Annotated in this window: 20 protein-coding genes; 12 read left to right on the top strand and 8 right to left on the bottom strand. The window is 39.4% G+C overall.

Annotation, left to right across the window (positions count from 1 at the left end; translation table 11 throughout):
* Positions 1–63: 63 nt before the first annotated feature.
* The 4 genes from fabD (at position 64) to lysM (ending at position 2,788) form a co-directional block, all read left to right on the top strand.
* Entirely contained in the window at positions 64–1,050 is a 987-nt protein-coding gene (fabD, locus tag ACKI4H_RS08585; protein ID WP_407305101.1) for an ACP S-malonyltransferase, read from the top strand.
* Positions 1,047–1,781 (top strand): 3-oxoacyl-ACP reductase FabG, encoded by a 735-nt coding sequence (fabG, locus tag ACKI4H_RS08590; RefSeq protein ID WP_407305103.1) that lies wholly within the window; start codon positions 1,047–1,049, stop codon positions 1,779–1,781. Before fabD ends, fabG begins: the two co-directional genes overlap by 4 nt.
* Positions 1,782–1,867: 86 nt before the next feature.
* Positions 1,868–2,104 (top strand): acyl carrier protein, encoded by a 237-nt coding sequence (gene acpP, locus ACKI4H_RS08595; RefSeq protein ID WP_004651013.1) that lies wholly within the window; start codon positions 1,868–1,870, stop codon positions 2,102–2,104.
* A 201-nt stretch (positions 2,105–2,305) separates the two neighbouring features.
* Positions 2,306–2,788 (top strand): peptidoglycan-binding protein LysM, encoded by a 483-nt coding sequence (gene lysM, locus ACKI4H_RS08600; RefSeq protein ID WP_407305105.1) that lies wholly within the window; start codon positions 2,306–2,308, stop codon positions 2,786–2,788.
* A 40-nt stretch (positions 2,789–2,828) separates the two neighbouring features.
* Here lysM and ACKI4H_RS08605 read toward each other — a convergent pair whose 3' ends face one another.
* Positions 2,829–3,425, bottom strand: a complete 597-nt coding sequence (locus ACKI4H_RS08605) for a hypothetical protein (protein ID WP_407305106.1) — start codon at positions 3,423–3,425, stop codon at positions 2,829–2,831.
* A gap of 467 nt (positions 3,426–3,892) precedes the next feature.
* On the opposite strand from ACKI4H_RS08605, the gene rutD reads away from it, so the two are divergent.
* The 8 genes from rutD (at position 3,893) to ACKI4H_RS08645 (ending at position 10,947) form a co-directional block, all read left to right on the top strand.
* Positions 3,893–4,714 (top strand): pyrimidine utilization protein D, encoded by an 822-nt coding sequence (gene rutD / locus ACKI4H_RS08610; protein ID WP_407305107.1) that lies wholly within the window; start codon positions 3,893–3,895, stop codon positions 4,712–4,714.
* A 340-nt stretch (positions 4,715–5,054) separates the two neighbouring features.
* The gene (gene rutA / locus ACKI4H_RS08615; RefSeq protein ID WP_407305109.1) at positions 5,055–6,170 is read left to right on the top strand and encodes a pyrimidine utilization protein A; all 1,116 of its coding nucleotides are present in this window, start codon (positions 5,055–5,057) and stop codon (positions 6,168–6,170) included.
* A gap of 2 nt (positions 6,171–6,172) precedes the next feature.
* Positions 6,173–6,928: a pyrimidine utilization protein B gene (rutB, locus tag ACKI4H_RS08620; protein ID WP_407305126.1), complete on the top strand. Its 756-nt coding sequence runs from the start codon at positions 6,173–6,175 to the stop codon at positions 6,926–6,928.
* Positions 6,929–6,948: 20 nt separating this feature from the next.
* A complete protein-coding gene (rutC, locus tag ACKI4H_RS08625; RefSeq protein WP_407305111.1) occupies positions 6,949–7,329 on the top strand; it encodes a pyrimidine utilization protein C in 381 nt (126 codons plus the stop codon).
* 172 nt (positions 7,330–7,501) lie between these two features.
* Positions 7,502–8,011 carry an NADH-dependent FMN reductase RutF gene (gene rutF / locus ACKI4H_RS08630; RefSeq protein WP_407305128.1) on the top strand — a complete coding sequence of 170 codons (510 nt, stop codon included), beginning with the start codon at positions 7,502–7,504 and terminating at the stop codon, positions 8,009–8,011.
* Between the two features lie 34 nt (positions 8,012–8,045).
* Positions 8,046–9,407 carry a pyrimidine utilization transport protein G gene (gene rutG, locus ACKI4H_RS08635; protein WP_407305112.1) on the top strand — a complete coding sequence of 454 codons (1,362 nt, stop codon included), beginning with the start codon at positions 8,046–8,048 and terminating at the stop codon, positions 9,405–9,407.
* Between the two features lie 9 nt (positions 9,408–9,416).
* Positions 9,417–10,289: an NAD(P)-dependent oxidoreductase gene (locus tag ACKI4H_RS08640; RefSeq protein WP_407305113.1), complete on the top strand. Its 873-nt coding sequence runs from the start codon at positions 9,417–9,419 to the stop codon at positions 10,287–10,289.
* 244 nt (positions 10,290–10,533) lie between these two features.
* Positions 10,534–10,947 (top strand): TM2 domain-containing protein, encoded by a 414-nt coding sequence (locus tag ACKI4H_RS08645; protein WP_407305114.1) that lies wholly within the window; start codon positions 10,534–10,536, stop codon positions 10,945–10,947.
* 45 nt (positions 10,948–10,992) lie between these two features.
* On the opposite strand, the gene ACKI4H_RS08650 is transcribed toward ACKI4H_RS08645, so the two are convergent.
* From ACKI4H_RS08650 to tnpA, 7 genes are all read right to left on the bottom strand, one after another.
* Positions 10,993–11,598 carry a DUF805 domain-containing protein gene (locus ACKI4H_RS08650; protein ID WP_407305115.1) on the bottom strand — a complete coding sequence of 202 codons (606 nt, stop codon included), beginning with the start codon at positions 11,596–11,598 and terminating at the stop codon, positions 10,993–10,995.
* A gap of 137 nt (positions 11,599–11,735) precedes the next feature.
* Positions 11,736–12,215 (bottom strand): hypothetical protein, encoded by a 480-nt coding sequence (locus ACKI4H_RS08655; protein WP_407305116.1) that lies wholly within the window; start codon positions 12,213–12,215, stop codon positions 11,736–11,738.
* A gap of 137 nt (positions 12,216–12,352) precedes the next feature.
* Positions 12,353–13,489 carry a hypothetical protein gene (locus ACKI4H_RS08660; protein WP_407305118.1) on the bottom strand — a complete coding sequence of 379 codons (1,137 nt, stop codon included), beginning with the start codon at positions 13,487–13,489 and terminating at the stop codon, positions 12,353–12,355.
* 232 nt (positions 13,490–13,721) lie between these two features.
* Positions 13,722–15,731: a TniQ family protein gene (locus tag ACKI4H_RS08665; RefSeq protein ID WP_407305120.1), complete on the bottom strand. Its 2,010-nt coding sequence runs from the start codon at positions 15,729–15,731 to the stop codon at positions 13,722–13,724.
* Positions 15,732–16,120: 389 nt separating this feature from the next.
* The gene (gene tnpC / locus ACKI4H_RS08670; RefSeq protein ID WP_407305130.1) at positions 16,121–17,746 is read right to left on the bottom strand and encodes an IS66 family transposase; all 1,626 of its coding nucleotides are present in this window, start codon (positions 17,744–17,746) and stop codon (positions 16,121–16,123) included.
* A 74-nt stretch (positions 17,747–17,820) separates the two neighbouring features.
* Positions 17,821–18,156, bottom strand: coding sequence for an IS66 family insertion sequence element accessory protein TnpB (gene tnpB / locus ACKI4H_RS08675; protein ID WP_171545822.1), 336 nt, complete (start codon positions 18,154–18,156; stop codon positions 17,821–17,823).
* The gene (gene tnpA, locus ACKI4H_RS08680) at positions 18,153–18,614 is read right to left on the bottom strand and encodes an IS66-like element accessory protein TnpA (RefSeq protein ID WP_407305122.1); all 462 of its coding nucleotides are present in this window, start codon (positions 18,612–18,614) and stop codon (positions 18,153–18,155) included. Before tnpA ends, tnpB begins: the two co-directional genes overlap by 4 nt.
* Positions 18,615–18,696 lie beyond the last annotated feature (82 nt).

Below are 18,696 nucleotides of genomic sequence, written 5' to 3' on the forward strand. Positions count from 1 at the left end.
AACAAAAATTAAGTGTTAAATTTCGCTTCGTAAACGAGCTTAGACTCAAGAAAGGATTTTTATATGTCTGCTAAAAGACTCGATCAAGTCGCTCAAGCGACAAAAACCGCCTTTGTTTTTCCTGGTCAAGGTTCGCAAAAAGTAGGCATGTTGGCTGAACTTGCAGAACAGTTTAGTGGTGTGACCGACACTTTTGCTGAAGCTTCAGAAGCGATTGGTTTTGATTTATGGCACATTGCTCAAAGTGGTGAAGGGTTAAACCAAACAGAATTTACACAACCTGTATTGCTGACTGCAAGTATCGCCTTATGGCGCGTGTGGTTGGAATTGGGTGGTGTTGCACCAAAATATCTTGCAGGTCACTCACTGGGTGAGTACAGCGCACTGGTTGCTGCAGAGGCGATGAGCCTTGGTGATGCAGTAAAACTTGTGAATTTGCGTGGCAAACTCATGCAGGATGCTGTTCCTCAAGGACAGGGCGCAATGGCTGCTATTTTAGGTCTAGATGACGCTAAAGTAATTCAACTTTGCGAGCAGGTAAATGCACAAGGTTTGGGTTCGGTTGAAGCTGCAAATTATAATGCTCAAGGTCAAGTAGTCATTGCTGGTGATAAAGCACCTGTAGAAGCGGTGATGGCTGCGGCCAAAGAACAGTCAGGTAAAGCGATTGCATTACCGGTATCTGTTCCTTCACATTGTTCATTGATGAAACCTGCGGCTGAAAAGTTTGCGGCAGCTTTGGAACAAACGGCCATTGAGCTACCTGACCTTCCTGTAATACAAAATGTCAACGCGAAAATCGCCACGGATGTAGCTGGAGTGCGTCAGGCATTGACTGCACAATTGTATCAATCTGTACAATGGACCAAGACCATGCAATACCTGCAAGATCAAGGTGTGCAATATGTAGTTGAATGTGGTCCAGGCAATGTTCTTGCCAATCTTGCGAAGCGTTTGCCAAATATCGAAAAAGCATTTCCACTAGACAGTAAAGCTCGTCTTGAGGATGCATTAAATGCCATTTTGGTGGCTGAAGGAAAAATTGCATGACACAAGAATGTAAAGTCGCATTGGTCACAGGTGCTAGCAGAGGAATTGGTGCTGCCATCGCTCAGCAATTAATCTTAGACGGTTATTTTGTTGTAGGTACGGCAACTTCTGAAACAGGTGCAGAAAAATTATCTGCAAGCTTTGCTGAGAATGGCGCAGGTGCAGTGCTAGATGTACGGGATGTGACTGCAATTGATGCTTTAGTTACAGATATTGAACAAAAATATGGTTCTGTTCTGGTACTGGTAAATAACGCCGGAATTACCAAAGATAATTTGTTACTACGTATGTCTGAAGATGACTGGGATGATATTCTCAATATTCATTTGAAGGCTGTATACCGTCTATCTAAGCGTGTTTTAAAAGGCATGACCAAGGCACGTTTTGGACGCATTATTAATATCAGTTCTGTCGTTGCCCACTTTGCAAATCCGGGACAAGCCAACTATTCTGCTGCAAAAGCAGGGATAGAAGCATTTGGCCGTAGCCTTGCAAAAGAAATGGGTAGTCGCCAAATTACGGTGAATGCTGTTGCGCCAGGTTTTATTGCAACAGAAATGACAGAACAGTTAAGTGAAGAAATTCGTAAGAAAATGATTGATCAAGTGGCCTTAAACCGTTTAGGTGACCCACAAGATATCGCGAATGCAGTGAGCTTTCTGGCTAGCGAGAAGGCAAGTTATATCACTGGTACTGTTTTACATGTGAATGGCGGTCTGTACATGAGCTAATTAGCTGATGGATAAACTTTCAAAAAACCAGATATTCAATTAAACTAACGGCATTAAAAACGCCACAAGCAATGAGGAGAATTCCTGTGAGCGATATCGAACTACGTATCAAACAAGCGGTTGCAGAACAACTTGGTCTTAAAGCTGAAGAGATTAAAAACGAAGCATCTTTCATGGATGACTTAGGTGCTGACTCTTTGGACTTGGTTGAGCTTGTTATGTCTTTCGAAAATGATTTTGACATCACTATCCCTGATGAAGATTCTAACGAAATCACAACTGTTCAATCAGCAATTGACTATGTTTCTAAGAAATTAGGTTAATTGTTGTTTCAGCTTTGCTGAAAATGAAAGCCACCTTTTAGGTGGCTTTTTTTATGAGGAAATCAAATTTTTTTAAACTGCTTTTATTACATATTTTTACGTTCGGTTCACCAAAGACAACCTTTAGTGGGATAAATTTTAGGTATAAAAATAGAACACTATTTTTTTGAAATAGCATAAATAACAATATGGAGAAATAAAATGGGACTTTTTGATTTTGTAAAAGGTATTGGTAAGAAAAATAAAGCACCTGCTGAACCACAAGCAACTCCAGCAGCTTCAACTACTCCCGTAGAGCCATCTGCACAAGAAATTGCAAATAAGCTACTTGGTCATATCAAAGCTTTAGGCTTACCTATAACCGGCTTATCTGTAAGTTATAATGGAACTTCTGATCTTGCGACCATTAAAGGGCAAGTACAAAGCCAGGCAGACCGTGAAAAAATTGTATTGGCAGTCGGTAATATAGATCATGTGGCAAAAGTTGATGATCAAATGACTGTTGCAACGCCAGAACCTGCAAGCAAATTTTATACGGTTAAATCTGGCGATACCCTGTCTAAAATTTCAAAAGAATATTATGGGGATGCAAATCAATATAACAAAATTTTTGAAGCCAACCGTCCTTTGTTAAAGGATGCTAATGATATTTATCCCGGACAAGTACTTCGTATTCCAGCTTAAATGTTAAAAGACAAAAAGGCGCTGTAAGCGCCTTCTGTTATTAAAATTTATGCTGTAGTTTTCTTCTGGCGAGTTGTTCTCTGCCTAGGAAAAATTTAAGGTCTAAATGATAGTGCTGCACCAAAATCTGGATCAGTTGTTGCCGATTGTCTTTATTCAACATATTCAGATCAATATGTGCCATTTTATATTGCTTGCGAAATTCAGGTTTTAAGATAAAACCGATACTGCAGGTTCTCCACTGTTGTTGGCTTAATCCTTTTATTGTAAGGGGCTTAAGTAGACGATATTTTAAGGCATGCGAAGAATAGAGTTGGGCTTTGGACAGGGTATTACGCTGCACCATGTTATTAAGCTTTATTCCAATACTTTGTAGGGAGATGCTCTGGTTAGTGACCACAAGTTTTATATTTATAGCAATACACGCCAGCATGATGATGAGCATGACCATTAACCAACCCGACAAGGATTGATGTAATAAATACTGAATCAGGCTACTGAAATCCTGAATCATATTGAAGTTGCTGAGTGAATGTTGTGCTAAAACCATAAATATGGCGGGGATGAAGATCAGACCAATGAAATAACGCGGCAGATAGTGACATTGAAATAGTGGATATTCAGTTGTTATTTCCATAAACCATCACCTTGCAAGAAAAGTATAGATAGGGTGTGATTGTTATTTCTAGCGCACCGACTGTTCCATGACGAGACAGATTCATTACGAGACAGAGAGTACTTGAGATTGTTATAAACTGGACTCCAGTTGAGTAAGGGGAATTTTGATTTTTAATACTTGTTTTATCTCATAATTTTCTTATATTCATCTTTGTGGTATTCATCTATTTTAAGTTTTTGGCTTGAATTGAGTTTAGCTATTTTTGTTATAGATTTGAGTAGGAAAGTAAACCTTGTGGTTATGAAATTTGCTTGATTAAATTTTTTCTTTTTTTCTTTTTTTCTTTTTTTCTTTTTATAAAATTTTGTTTTCTATATTTCCCGGTAATCGAGATTTGATATTGATCCTAGAGGCTAAACTTATGCGGAAGTTTAGGCACAGATTTTGCTGTTTCTTATTAAATCTATTTTAATGAATGGTAAAAAATGAGCTATAAAATTCATCGATGTACAGAAAATTCAGCAGCTGAGTTCTTAATTTTATCTTCAGGTTTAGGCGGTCATGCCAGTTTTTGGAAGCCACAAATTGAAGCATTCACTCGATATTTTCATGTATTAAGTTATGATCAGCAAGGTTGCCATGCTGATTCAGCTCTTCTAGCCGATGAGTATTCAATTACCGATCTGGCACAGCAGTTATTGGAAATAATAAAATTAGAAAAAATTCAGCAGTTTCATTTTATTGGACATGCCATTGGCGGATTTATCGGGGCAGAACTGGCTGTATTAATAGGAACATCTGAAACCAAAATATTAAGTTTAACCTGTATCAATTCATGGGATGAACTCGATCCGCATACCAGAAAATGCTTTGAAGCCCGTCTGGATTTATTAAAATCAGCAGGTGCTGAAGCCTATGTGCGAGCACAGGGATTATTTCTATATCCCGCAGCCTGGATTTCAAAAAATCATCAGCATTTGAATAGTTTAGAAAATATTCAACTTGAAGATTTCCCGCCTATTCACAATGTAATGAAGCGGATTCAAGCTGCCCGGCAATTTAAAATCAATGAGCAGCATATACAAGCGTTGCAGCATAGCCAACTACATTTCATTGCCAATCAGGATGACTTTTTGGTACCCGTACACAAGTCGAGCGATTTAAAACAAATATTCGGACATGGACAACTGACTATGCTGGTTTCAGGAGCACATGCTTCCACGGTTATAGAACCAGAATTATTAAATAAAACCATGCTTAAATTTTTTCACAATCATTTTTTAAAAGTGGTTTCATTATCGAATTAAGCAGGCTTATTTACAGCAATAACCAGTAAATTTTTTATCCAACCGCGATTTTTAAGATCGCGGTTTTTTAATTCATTTTTTCATAAAAATAATTTGATATCGATCAATGGAGCATTTTCAAATTTTAAAGATTATGCATTTTTTTGGAGCCATTATCGCTAAAACAGTGCAGGCATCTTATGAGTTATTTTACTGTTTGTTAAAATAAAATATTTACAAGTTATTGAAAAATATAATTTTAACAATGTTGGCATAGCATTTGCTAAATATTAACTATAAAAGTTCAAGTGGGTTGCTTGAAGCATGTTTATAACCAAATGGTAAAAATGAGGTGTTAATAATGAAAATAGGCGTCTTTTGTCCAATCGGAAATAATGGTTGGTTACTGTCTGAAAATGCACCGCAATATAAACCTAGTTTTGAAATGAACAAGCAAATTGTGCAACGTGCAGAACATTATGGTTTCGACTTTGCTCTCTCGATGATCAAGTTGCGTGGCTTTGGTGGGAAAACCGAATTTTGGGATCATAACCTGGAAACATTTACTTTAATGGCGGGTCTTGCTGCTGTCACCAGCAAAATTAAAATTTATGCCACAGCTGCAACTTTAGTGATGCCGCCTGCAATTGTGGCACGTATGGCATCTACTATTGACTCAATTTCAAATGGGCGTTTTGGGCTGAATGTGGTGACTGGATGGCAAGCACCTGAATATAAACAAATGGGTATGTGGCCGGGCGATGAATACTTCGCCAAACGTTATGACTATTTATCTGAATATGTGGAAATTTTACGTGAGCTTTGGGCGACAGGTAAATCGGACTTTAAAGGCGAGCATTTCCAAATGGAGGATTGCCGCGTAAGCCCAGTTCCGCAAGCCGATATGAAAATCATCTGTGCAGGGCAGTCCGATACGGGGCTGGAGTTCTCCGCCAAATATGCAGACTATAACTTTGTCTTTGGTAAAGGCTTAAATACACCAAAGGCGTATGCAGATATTAATGATCGCTTAAAGGCACATACCGACAAAACCGGACGCGATGTTCAGACTTATGTGCTGTTTATGGTGATTGCGGCAGAAACAGATGAAGAAGCATTCGCAAAATGGCAAAACTATAACGATGGAGCAGATGTAGAAGCGATTAACTGGCTGATGAACCAAGGTGGAAAAGATACCAAATCTGGCGCCGATACCAACATTCGTCAAATGGCATCCAGTGTATCTCCAGTCAATATCAATATGGGCACCATTGTCGGTTCTTTTGAAAATGTCGCAAAAATGCTCGATGAAATTGGTGAAATCGACGGAACCGAAGGCATTCTTTTAACTTTTGATGATTTTATTCAAGGCGTAGAAGATTTTGGCCAAAAAATTCAACCGCTGATGAAATGTCGTGAGCATATTGTGGTTGAAGGTGAGGCGACTCAAATCCCAACTTTGGAGAAATCAGCATGAACATCAATGAATCCTTAAAAAATGTAGTCTGTGCAGGATTTACCCAAGCAGCAGGTACTGGAAAAGTTCTAAAAGCAGAACCGGAAGCCATTCAACTGGCGCCTGAGCAAACCGCATTAATCGTAATAGACATGCAAAATGCCTATACCTCAAAAGGCGGTTATTTAGACTTGGCGGGTTTTGACGTTTCAAAAACCAAGCCTGTAGTGGAGAACATTAAAAAAGCGGTGGATGCCGCGCATGCATCAAACATTCAAGTGATTTATTTCAAAAATGGCTGGGATGATCAGTATGTCGAAGCAGGCGGCGTGAATTCTCCTAATTTTCATAAATCCAATGCCTTAAAAACCATGCGTAAAAATCCTGAATTACAGGGCAAGTTATTGGCTAAAGGCGGTTGGGACTTTGAGTTGATTGATGAGCTTAGACCTTTAGCGCAAGACATCGTGATTGAAAAGCCTCGTTATAGCGGTTTCTTTAATACAGCATTAGACAGCATGCTCCGTAGCAAAGGGATTCGTAATCTGGTGTTTGTCGGTATTGCCACCAATGTCTGTGTCGAGTCGACTTTAAGAGATGGATTTTTCCTGGAGTATTTTGGTGTGGCACTGGACGATGCCTGTTATCAGGCAGGGTCAACTGAAGTACATGCAGCCAGTCTGTACAACATTAAAACCTTCTTTGGCTGGGTGTCGGACACAGCAAATTTTGTCGAAACCTTTCAAGCCAATAGTAATCTTTTAGAAAAATCAGCTTAAGTCGTTATAGGAAAAATCTCATGCCAAAAGAAATCATTTTACCCGCAGGTACAGGAAAACCATTGGCACCGTATGTTCCGGCCACCAAAGCGGACAATATTGTGTACGTTTCAGGCACTTTGGCTTTTGACGAAAATAATAACGTTGTACATATTGGTGATGCTGCAGCACAGACCCGTCATATTTTGGAAACCATCAAAAAAGTCATTGAAACTGCAGGTGGGTCGATGGATGACGTAACCTTTAATCATGTCTTTGTCAAAGACTGGACCGATTATGCTGCGATCAATACAGTCTATGCCGAGTATTTTCCGGGCGATAAACCTGCACGTTATTGTGTGCAAACGGGCTTGGTAAAACCAGAGGCTTTGGTTGAAATTGCATCTATTGCGCATATTTAAATTGAAAAAAAATCTCAAAAAACAGAAGTAAATTGCTATTAATAAAGGACAAAACTGAAATTCAAATTGCATAATCAAGAATTGAGTTTTGGTGAGGGAGGCGGTGATGAACAGCAAAATCATGTCGGTTCAATCTACAGAAAATTTAGTAAAAAATGCGCAAAGTTTTCAAATGACGGCACATGAAGCACATACAGAAATTGATCAGGCGACTTTTAGACAGGGCATGTCCAATTTAGGTGCAGCCGTCAATGTGATTACTACGGATGGGACAGCGGGGCAGGCCGGTTTTACTGCTTCCGCTGTGTGTAGCGTCACCGATTCACCACCGACTTTACTGGTGTGCTTAAATCGTTCAGCTTCGGTATTTGAAACCTTTAAATGCAACCAAGTGCTTTGTGTAAATACACTAGCAGCACATCAGACTGAATTATCAAATGTTTTTGGTGGAAAAACGCCAATGTCGGAACGATTCTTGCGGGGTAAATGGTCGACACTGCTCACGCAGGCACCAGTTTTAGCTGATGCACTGGTTTCGTTTGACTGTGAAGTAGTGCAAAGCATGTCGGTCGGCAGTCATGATGTACTGATTTGTCAGGTCAAAGCCATGAAACAAAATCAAGGTATGAATGCATTGATGTATTTCAATCGTGCGTATTGCGAGCCACAACCCATGAACTAATCCAATATTCCTAATTGAGGGGGAGGGGAAACCCATGCAAAAAAAAGAATTGTGGTTTCCGGAATTTAAGCCTTACCAAGGCAATTTAGATACAACACCAGTCCAAATGGATGAATATTTACCTGCGGGGAAAAGCATTGTTTTAGGGCTGCAACATGCTTTTGCAATGTTTGGTGCAACGGTGCTTGCACCTTTGTTGATGGGGTTTGATCCGAACCTGACCATTTTAATTACCGGGATCGGAACCATTCTATTTTTCCTGATTACCGGCGGACGCATGCCGAGTTATCTGGGTTCCAGCTTTGCTTTTATTGGTGCAGTCGCCGCGGCGACGGGTTATGCCGGTGCAGGATCCAATCCCAATATTGCCTTAGCGCTTGGCGGAACCATCGTCTGTGGCCTGATCTATGCAGGTATTGGTTTGATTGTCATGAAAACTGGTACCAGCTGGATTGAAAAATTAATGCCCCCGATTGTGACTGGCGCAATTGTTATGATCATTGGTTTGAATCTCGCGCCAGTGACCATTAAAAGTGTTTCTGCTAGTTCATTCGATACATGGATGGCAGTGGTTACCATTATCTGTATTAGCGTAGTCGCGGTGTTTACTCGTGGGATGGTGCGACGTTTATTGCTTTTACTCGGCCTTGTAGCTGCCTATTTCATTTATTTCCTGATGACCAATGTCATGGGTTTCGGTACACCGATTAATTTTAGCGTTATTTCAGACGCGGCCTGGATGGGTCTTCCCACTTTCCATAGTCCTGTTTTTAACGCCAATGCCATTTTATTGATTGCACCTGTGGCACTGATTTTAGTGGCTGAAAACTTGGGTCACTTTAAAGCAGTTTCCGGCATGACCGGCAAAAATCTTGATCCATATATGGGCCGTGCATTCTTTGCAGATGGTATATGTACTTCAATGTCAGCATCGGTGGGTGGTACAGGTATGACCACTTATGCAGAAAATATTGGCGTGATGGCGGTGACTAAAGTCTATTCAACGACGATATTTGTCATTGCCGGTGTGTTTGCGATTTTACTCGGCCTTTCACCTAAATTTGGCGCCGTGATTAGTACCATTCCTGTGGCATTGCTGGGTGGTGCATCCATTATGGTATTTGGTTTGATTACCGTGGCCGGCGCAAAAATCTGGATTGATAACAAAATCGATTTCAGCAAAAACAGCACCTTAATTATTGCTGCGGTTAGCCTGATTATGGGGGCGGGTAACTTTAGTTTAAAAATTGGCATCTTCGATTTAGGTGGTATTGGAACTGCAACTTTAGCGGCGATTGTGCTGAATCTATTTTTGAGTCGGGGTGAAGATGCAACTCGTCCAGCTCCAGCCAGTGTAGATACCGAAAATTCAGTTACACCAGTGGTCAATCAATAGGAGTTCATTTTGAATCAGACAATTGCATTTATTGGACTCGGGGCAATGGGATGGTATATGGCCTCTCATCTTCCTAAACTTGGACACGAAGTTTGGGTCTGGAACAGAACCTCGTCCAAGGCAGATCATCATTCGATTGCCTTTCAAACGCAATCTGTCGATATAGAAAAAGCCGTACAGGCCGATTTTATTTTCTCTTGCCTGCCGACCAGTGCAGATGTAGAGCAATTGATTGCAGCGCATCCACCCAAGTCAGGCAGTATTTGGATTGATTGCACCAGTGGTGTTCCACAATCTGCAAAACAGTTAAGTCAAACTTTAAAAAAAATAGGGGTTGAATATCTGGATGCACCTGTTTCAGGTCAAACCATCGGTGCGAAAAAGGGCACTTTAAGCGTCATGATCGGTGGTGATGTTGATGCCTTTGAAAAAGCCAAACCGATCATTGCGGCATTTTCAGGTTTAATTGAATATGTCGGGGAAAGCGGTTCAGGTTTTGCGGTAAAAGCGATTAATAATACCTTGATGGCCACCCATTTATGGGCTTTGGCCGAAGGTCTCACCGTGTTGAAATCGAAAGGGGTAGATTTGTCTGCTGCTTTAAATTGTATCAATCACTCCAGTGGCAAAAGCAGTATCTCTGAAAATATCATGGCGCAGCGGGTACTCAACCGAAGTTTTGATAAAACCTTTGCTTTGGATTTATTGCAGAAAGATATCGGTATTGCCGTAGATTTGATTCAGGAGGAATCGTTGAATCTTCCAAGTATGTATTTGATTCAGGAGCAATTTGCTTTAATCGAGAAGGAATCTGCGCGTCAACTGGATTTTTCTGCTGCTGTACAAGGGTTGGAAAAGATCTCTCAAATCGAATTGCGATAAATATATAGCTCCTCAAATTAAATTATTCATTAAAAACTCGGATTGAAAAGTCCGAGTTTTTGTTTGAAGCGCTTTTATGATTAAGTTGTTTAGTTGGACTATTTTATAAAATGGTTTAGAGAAGATTATAAGTACAAGTATTTTAAGTCCTGTTCGAAGCATTGATTTTTCGATATTTGTTTTAAATTCAGCCAATTAAACCTATAATTTAAAAAAGATAATATAAAGAAAACTAAGGATATTTATGAAAGGGCAGATATTAGATTTTTCCATCCAGACCAATTCGGGAGTGATCAGTGCTGATGATCAAAACCGTTATCAGTTTTCTGGCGCACATTGGCGTGGGCAAGTTCCACCTGCACGGGGCCAGAAAGTTGATTTTACAGTGGATGGAACAGGTCAGGCCAATGACATTTATATCCTGAGTTCACCTTTGGTATTTCCAACTCAGGTGGGCGATAAAAACAGGATTATTGCAGCAATCTTGGCTTTTTTCCTCGGTGGCTTCGGTATTCATAAATTTTATTTGGGGCAAATCGGCTGGGGCATTGTTTATCTGATTTTCTTCTGGACCTTTATTCCAGCCTTGGTGGCTTTCATCGAGTTCATTATTTACTTATGTACCTCAGATGAAGATTTTGCCCGAAAATATGGCTAAATTTTGATTGAATAAAAGGGCGATATCGCCCTTTTTTTGTCTGTTTTATTTAGCAGGTTGTCCCCATTGATTATTTTCCCGTTTGGTATCTGAAGCCCACCAGATAATGAGAGGAATAATTCCAATAACAGTCAGAATAAGAAGTTGCCACCAACCCGATCGATTTGTGTCATGTAGACGACGAGAACCTACAGCCAAACTAGGGAGAAATAAGGCCAGATTTAATAAACCGTTTAAAGTTTGATGCGTACCTAATATCGCATCAATCATTTGTACAATAATGCCTAAAATGAAAGAAACCAGTACAAAGAACCAAAATTCCTTACGTCGCGCACGTCCATCAAAGGTGACATAATTTTTTAAGCATTTTACAAACCAGTCAATCATGTTGAATTGTTCTTCAGACTGATTCAGATTTGAAATTTTGTCGAGTTGTTGGGACAGGTTTTGAATGATCGGGTTCTGGTCTACTACAATGTAGATCTCGCTAGCATTGCCGGCATTATCAATATTAAAATCGACATGTTCTCCACGTAAAGGCGGGCGCTGACCTCGCCATTCTGCACCTGTAAAGTGATAGCGATTTTGGTCATTACCACTGATGATGCCTGTATTGGTCTGGATTGAAAAATCCAAAATTGTTCCTTTCATTCTTAACACCCGATTGATTTTTATATTGTTATCGTAAGTTGTAAATTTAAACTGAGCATAACCTAGGTAATGATCAATCATAGTTCATTATCTGAAGTGAATAAATGATCGTTACTTTATTGAATTTTTGATTGAACTTAGGAATTTAGAAACTTAACAATCAGAATGAAAAAGATGAGCATCACAATAAAGACCACTTTACTCAAGGTATTATCAAGCGCACTTGGCTTTTTTGTAGGTTGGTCGGTATTCAGCCATGTGCCTTTATCATCAAATAGCCAGATGTGTCGAGCACCCGCATTATAACCAAGCTCTAGAAAAGCTCGTTGCTCAACGAAGGTCAGTCCTCCTTCATAGGGTTCACTGACTTGGAGGAGAAGGAGTGGATTTTTGTCGTACCAAGGCTGTTTTTGCATGGAAAGCAATTGGCTTAATGCCGTTTCTCCAATATGAAACTGATTCAAGATTGAGCGTGGATGGTCATATTTTTTAGTCGCAACAATAGTATGTTGAGCATGACCTTGAGAATTTAAAATTTGCATATGATTACGATAAATCTGTACCCAAATGGCTTTGGGAATCTCACGTTGTTTTTCTTGTAGCATGGTTTGACTCATTGAGTTTTTCACTATTGATATTGAAAGATCATTATTTCGCTTTACGCATGAGTTTGGAGAGTTGCTCCATTCCCAAGATGATGTAGGGCATGGGTAATGCGAATATTCTTTATTGTTCGGGATTATATCAATGACATCTATTCAGCTATTGCTCGGATGTTTTTCAGGCTTGCTGAATCAATAAAATAATCTTGAAAGAAACCCTGTTTAATTTCGATATTATAGTTTTGCTGCGGTTGTAGTTTGTTGTTAAATCCAGATATACGGTCTGAGACATAAATTTTATCTGTACCCACATTTTCTGCTAAGTTTGGAGGTAAACGCCAAATTTGTACATTATTCTCTATACTTTCTAGAGTGAGCGTACTGTTCAAAGTCGAATGATGGGATTCACTATACCAACGGTTCAATTGCAAGCTGACAAAATAAAGAGCAGCACCTAAAAAAATACCGCTACAGATGGTTCCAATGTATGGATATTTTTTATTTTCTGCCCGAATAAAAGGGTAGGCTAATAATGTCATCACCATGATCAATGGAAGTACCCATAAATAAGATTCAACTGCAAAATGTTGTGCCTTGAATAGATATACGGGGGCAAACATCGCAGCAATCACCAAGAGGACACTGAATATAATCAGCGAAGGGGTGCGATTGCCAATATCCTCACTCGCATATTTAGCTTGAATCGGCTGTACCACAGTGCGCTCTACTTGTGTGGCATCAAAGCCCCAATGACGTTGAATTGCACTGATCAATTCATGCCGCTGTTCTGTTGAAAAAATATGCAAGGGTAGTATTACCATACGTATGGACCATAAACTCAAGTGTTGTTGCTGATGTTTAAACCATAGACAACCATGTTCACGCCAATGGTCATCATCCTGCTGTGGTAATTTTTTGAATAAAGGCTTTAACCAAAGAGGGTGTTTCATTTGTAGTTGCGATCGTACATCTGGTACGACTTTGATATCTTCTATATATTGCCGTTTAATTTGATACTTCAGAAATGGAATCCGCTGAACAATACGATGCATGGTGAGAATGACCCGCATTGTAGAAAGCCACAGAGCACCAATAAAAACCACCACTAAATCTAAAATTTTGCCTAAGGGAAAGTTATTTTCGATTAGGCTTGGCCAGCGGATCATCAAGATGATCACTACTGCAACCATCATTAAAGCAGCGCAGAATTTATAAGTCTTAGGATAGATATTGAGTAATTCACGTTCAGGGGAATTTGGTGGCTGAGCGGGATTTATATTTTTCATCATATTGTTGTTCTTGCGATTTTTAGGATTTAAGTTTTTGTGTTTTATCAATTTATCATAATTGTTAAGTATAAAAAATCCCGCCATATAGACGGGATTTTTGAACAGTAAAAGACAGATAATGTGAGATTGATTTTTTTAATTAAATCAAAGTCATTTAAGTTTTTATGACATTCAATCTCAACTTGTTTTTGCCACATAAGTTAAGATTTTCTAGTAATTTATGACACATAAGTTAAGATTTTCCGGATGGTGTTTGAACTCCATATCCTTCTTTTAGTAATTTTTTGACATCCTCCTTTTTGAATAATCTTATGGAGTAATTTTTATTGCCATAAAAGTGGGGTTTGATTAATCCGCGACTCACTAAATTAGTAATATGAGTTCGATGCATGCCTAAATAGTTATTTGCCTCCGAAGCTGTGAAGAATTCTTTATGAATTTCTAGCACATTATTGAATTCTGTTTTGGAGAACAATTGCCAATACCCTATATGCCGGAGTTTCAAATAGCCTGTCATAATCCAATTCTTTTGTAGTTGTTTATATGAGCAATTTAGCGCTTTGAGAACTACCTCTATATCCACAAAAGAAGGGTCATTCTTTTGTTGTATTAATTTATCGATACTTCTTCTCGGAATACGATAAGGACGTTCATCTAAATTTTCTACTTTGAGCCATTTGTATTGAATGAGTTGAGCTGTTTGAGATGGTGAAATACTCAGAAGATGAGCTGCTTCATTAAGGCTAACAAAAGCATTATTCTTACTCTTATTTACAGTTCCTGCTTTTTTACGTCCTAAATTATTTTTGAAAGTAACAATACTTTCAATCATGGATTTATCTAAATGATGAATATCTTTTCTTGCATAATAGGCAGGATAAAGTTTATTGCTATATATAGGATCAATTTTCAAACTAGAAAGTTTATATCTTAGTGTAAGAGTCGAAACGCCAAAATATTTAGCAAGAGGGGCTAGAAAAATATATTTTTTATGAAAATCATTAACAAATTCTTTTGCAAGACAAAATTGTGTATAACGATTGAGATACTTCTTGGTCGTTGGAATATCTGGAATTTTAAGAAATAGTCGTGTATTTCTATCATTAAGATTAAGTATTTTCATAATTTCAGGAATAGTGTAATAGTGGTTTGACTCATCAGCTAGTTGTGGTGGATGTTGATATTCATAAGTACCATTTATATTCCTTGTATCATTAATCAACCAATCCTCAAGTATTTTGGTACTAAAACTATTTTTTTCATGGTTTCCACGTTGATCATGATATAGAACCCCTTCTTTTAATCTTTTATGAAACGACCTGAAACTAACACCAAGTATATGTATTGATTCATTTTTATTAAATTTTTTATCAATTGGTTGCGCTGAAAATTGCTTATAGTCGCTAAATTGAGATTGAACTCTAGTCAAAATAGATTTGAACCTAGACTTATTTCTAGAAAATGGAAGCAACTGGATCTGCGGGTGAGCATAATCTAAATTATTTTCGATTTCCTTAATAAGGGATGATATAAAAATATCTTCGTTATGAAAGAAAGTATGACATAATTTTAAAAGATAAGATTTATTCACCTGAATGTCTAAATTTGAGAAATATTCAAACAGTGCGATCCATATATCGAAAAATATCTTTATAAAACTCTCATCATCAGAATAGAGATTTTCTAAAAACCAATTATTAATTTTAATATCATCGACAGTAGAAGGGATACTTTTGTGAGTTCGAAGATCAAAATTACAATTTGGGCACACAAATAATGATCTACGATCTATTGGTAAGTGTTCATGGCATTCTGGGCAGTTAGTTATCAAATTTACCTGATGATCTAAACAAACTCCTAACGGTTTTAGCAACCAGTTCTTCTTCCAGTATCCATTACTATTTAAACAAATTGGACAGAATTTATTTAATTCAGTTATAACCAATGGAGCCTGAATTACTTGATTACTATTCCAAAAAAAACTCTGGTATGTAGGAGGAACTTTTTTAATTACTAAATCTAATAAGTCATTTGAAAGCTCTAATTGTTCAATAACTTTTTTAAATTTATTTTCATCAGTAAATATTGATTCATAGGATGATGTATAAACTGGAATTCCAGCACTATTTAACATTTTTTTAGGGGATTCATAACCATTAACGTAAGATGCTCTAATTAAAAAGCTCCCTATGAATTCATCAGGGAATGGAATTGGAGTATGGGATAGAGATAATTTTTTCATGATTTTAAATTAGGATTTCAGTAATTTGAGAAGAGTTAAGCAGGAAAATATCTTTCCTAGTCTGAGGCTTATACAAGATACTTTTTAAGGCATAAGCTGTATGAAAGTCACCCATTGAAACAACTACACGGTTGTTGCTCATCGCACTTAGGCAGCTTTGATATATGAGTTGCATGACATAAGCTTGATAGCCACTAGTGGCTAAAAAAATGCGCTTAGAGAGATCTCTCGAGCAAATTTCTGGATCAAACGTAAGATTAAAGTTCTTTGCAATATATGAAGAGGTCTGTTTCAGAAAAGGATTAAGTGTCCCAGATTGATCGTTTAGATTTAAAGTCAAAGGCTTGAGCTGTAAAACGTAAGCATCCGCTGAACCCCATTGCTATGTTTTAACGAGGTTCAGGTTTCCAGCGGTGTGGTAGCAAATCCTCAATTTCTGTGACTTTATGGGTGGGTAGTCTTTTTAGGACATCACTTAAATAGGCATACGGATCCAGCCCATTCAGTTTTGCTGACTGGATTAAAGTCATGATATTGGCCGCTCGTTGACCACTACGCAGCGAACCTGCAAATAACCAGTTCTTGCGCCCCAAAGCCCAAGGCCGCATTTGATTCTCGACCCAATTATTGCAAATCGGTAGGTTGCCATCATCCAAATAGCGACTTAAAGCTGGCCAACGCTTCAGAGTGTAATTGATAGCCTTGGCAATTGGAGAACTCGACGGCACCGTCAGATAATGTTGGTTGAGCCATTCATATAGTTGTTGCATCACCGGTTGACTATGCTGTTGTCGGTATTCGCGGCGGTGTTGCGCTGTACCATCCGTCTTTTTCCTGAGTTCTGCTTCTATGGCATACAGTTTCTGAATCAGCACTAATGCCTGTTCAGCGACCTGACTTTTTTTGGTCACATGCAACTCATGAAATTTACGTCGTGCATGTGCCATGCAGCCCACCTCAATGACCTGACCTGATCTAAAGCGTGCTTTGTAGCCACTGTAATCATCACAGACTAAATGACCTTGCCAATCTTTTAGAAAGGCTTCGGCATGTTCACCAGAGCGACTGTCTTGAAAGTCATAAATCACGGCTTGAATTGGATTATATTGGGTTGTTGCATAAGCCCAGACATAACCTTTCTTCGGTTTTTTATCTTTATCATCCATCCGCATGATGGTGACGGGTGTTTCATCTGCATGAATCACCGCTTGCTGTAGGATCACCTTTCTTAATGCATCGGTTAGGCGTTCTAACTCTACACCACAGCGACCAATCCAGTCAGATAACGTTGATCTGGACAGATCAACACCTGCGCGTAGAAAGATCTGGCGCTGACGGTACAGCGGTAAATGATCTGCATACTTCGATACCAGTACATGGCTGAGTAATTCAGGACTGGCGATTCCTTTCTCAATCACATATGCCGGCATTGCTTGTTGGGTCAGTGTGTCACATTGATCACACACCCATTTGCCTCGAATATGCTGTTCCTTATAGAACTGTGCCGGTCTGAAATTCAGTTTTTCACTGATATCTTCACCGATACGACGCAAGGTGCAGCCACAAGCACATTGGGTTGATGCAGGTTCATGCTCAATACGGAGGGTTGGCAGATGATCTGGCAGCAGTCGACGTTTAGGTTTGTTGGCTGGGGCTTTCTGCGCAGCTGCATTCGTTTTATCTGCATTCAGTCGTTCCAGTTCCAGATCAACCGCAGCAATATCTTCTTCAACCGCTTCGTCCCATAGGTGGATTTGTTTTGCGGTTAGATGTTCGTTTTTACTGCCGAATTTATGCTGTTTAAATAGCGCAAGTTCATGCTCGTATTTTTGGTTGAGAATAGAAAGATGTTGAACTTGAGCATCTAATTGCTTATTTGATACTTCAAGATGCTGAACTTTGGCATCTAATTGTTGTTTATCTTCTGCGAGTTGTTGATGCTGCAGCGCCAACTGCCGGGTAAATTCCAGCAGTTGTTCATGGGTCAGTTGGCTTAAATCAGGCAGCATTTTCATGACCGCAGTATGGCTGAGATCATGAATATGTGTAAATAAAACGTTTGGAGAATAGCAGAATGGATGAGCTTGGTTTAGAGCATTGTTACCACTTGCTGCAGACCGATTCTTTGCCAAGCTAAACCTTGGATCAGTGCCTGTAACTGCTCCCGACTGATGGCTACTGTTTCACCTTGGTGAACCTGAGCCCAGTGAAATTTGCCCTGTTCCAGCCGTCGGGCACACAGCCAGATGCCCAGTCCATCATGCACCAGTACTTTCATGCGATGGCCACGTTTATTACAGAACAGGTAAGCACAATGCGGTTTGATATAGCCAAAGGCTCTCAGCACCTGAGCCATGGCAGTATCCATACCTGCACGCATATCCATCGGCTGGGTAGAGAGCCAGATTTCATCGATACGGATCATTTGATCAAGCCCTGAATTAAAGGCAGTAATTCCTTTGCTGATTCCAGCGGCCAGTCGATCTCGATCATCTGATCCCTTGCGGAACCTTGTTCCTTATGCAATGGAATCCTGATATGAGCGACAGCATTCTTCTCCGGCACAGGTGGTGGAGGTGTTTCTTGTTTAGTTGCGTCAGGTGGCAGAGGTGCTTCTTGTCTGACTGGAGTCGGGTGAAGAATGACGGGAAGAAAGTCGGTCTGTGGACTGGGTGGGCTTTTTAATGCCGGGACCATTGATCTGGACTGGCGAATCCATTTATGCAGCAGATTGGCATTGATCTGATGTTGCATTGCCACCTTGGCCACCGATGTGTCTGGCTGCAGGCAAAGCTCGACCAGGTGCTGTTTAAAATCAGTTGCGAAGATTCTGCGGGTTCTTTCTGTCGTTTGTTCAGTGTCTATAAAAGTGTCTAAGGCCATAAACATAATGTCCATTTAATAAATAATGGACACTATCGGGATATTGAGAAAATAAGAAAAGTGGGGTTCAGCGGACGCTTAC

It is taken from the genome of Acinetobacter sp., assembly GCF_045628685.1.
Taxonomy (GTDB): Bacteria; Pseudomonadota; Gammaproteobacteria; order Pseudomonadales; family Moraxellaceae; genus Acinetobacter.

Excerpts from the sequence above, each read along its gene's own strand:
- tnpB (WP_171545822.1), bottom strand. The coding sequence starts at position 18,156 with ATGATCCGTATCGATGAAATCTGGCTCTCTACCCAGCCGATGGATATG.
- ACKI4H_RS08605 (WP_407305106.1), bottom strand. The coding sequence starts at position 3,425 with ATGGAAATAACAACTGAATATCCACTATTTCAATGTCACTATCTGCCG.
- fabG (WP_407305103.1), top strand. The coding sequence starts at position 1,047 with ATGACACAAGAATGTAAAGTCGCATTGGTCACAGGTGCTAGCAGAGGA.
- rutA (WP_407305109.1), top strand. The coding sequence starts at position 5,055 with ATGAAAATAGGCGTCTTTTGTCCAATCGGAAATAATGGTTGGTTACTG.
- fabD (WP_407305101.1), top strand. The coding sequence starts at position 64 with ATGTCTGCTAAAAGACTCGATCAAGTCGCTCAAGCGACAAAAACCGCC.
- rutG (WP_407305112.1), top strand. The coding sequence starts at position 8,046 with ATGCAAAAAAAAGAATTGTGGTTTCCGGAATTTAAGCCTTACCAAGGC.
- rutD (WP_407305107.1), top strand. The coding sequence starts at position 3,893 with ATGAGCTATAAAATTCATCGATGTACAGAAAATTCAGCAGCTGAGTTC.
- tnpA (WP_407305122.1), bottom strand. The coding sequence starts at position 18,614 with ATGGCCTTAGACACTTTTATAGACACTGAACAAACGACAGAAAGAACC.
- rutF (WP_407305128.1), top strand. The coding sequence starts at position 7,502 with ATGACGGCACATGAAGCACATACAGAAATTGATCAGGCGACTTTTAGA.
- rutC (WP_407305111.1), top strand. The coding sequence starts at position 6,949 with ATGCCAAAAGAAATCATTTTACCCGCAGGTACAGGAAAACCATTGGCA.
- ACKI4H_RS08650 (WP_407305115.1), bottom strand. The coding sequence starts at position 11,598 with ATGAAAGGAACAATTTTGGATTTTTCAATCCAGACCAATACAGGCATC.
- ACKI4H_RS08655 (WP_407305116.1), bottom strand. The coding sequence starts at position 12,215 with ATGAGTCAAACCATGCTACAAGAAAAACAACGTGAGATTCCCAAAGCC.
- tnpC (WP_407305130.1), bottom strand. The coding sequence starts at position 17,746 with ATGAAAATGCTGCCTGATTTAAGCCAACTGACCCATGAACAACTGCTG.
- ACKI4H_RS08665 (WP_407305120.1), bottom strand. The coding sequence starts at position 15,731 with ATGAAAAAATTATCTCTATCCCATACTCCAATTCCATTCCCTGATGAA.
- ACKI4H_RS08660 (WP_407305118.1), bottom strand. The coding sequence starts at position 13,489 with ATGATGAAAAATATAAATCCCGCTCAGCCACCAAATTCCCCTGAACGT.
- lysM (WP_407305105.1), top strand. The coding sequence starts at position 2,306 with ATGGGACTTTTTGATTTTGTAAAAGGTATTGGTAAGAAAAATAAAGCA.
- ACKI4H_RS08645 (WP_407305114.1), top strand. The coding sequence starts at position 10,534 with ATGAAAGGGCAGATATTAGATTTTTCCATCCAGACCAATTCGGGAGTG.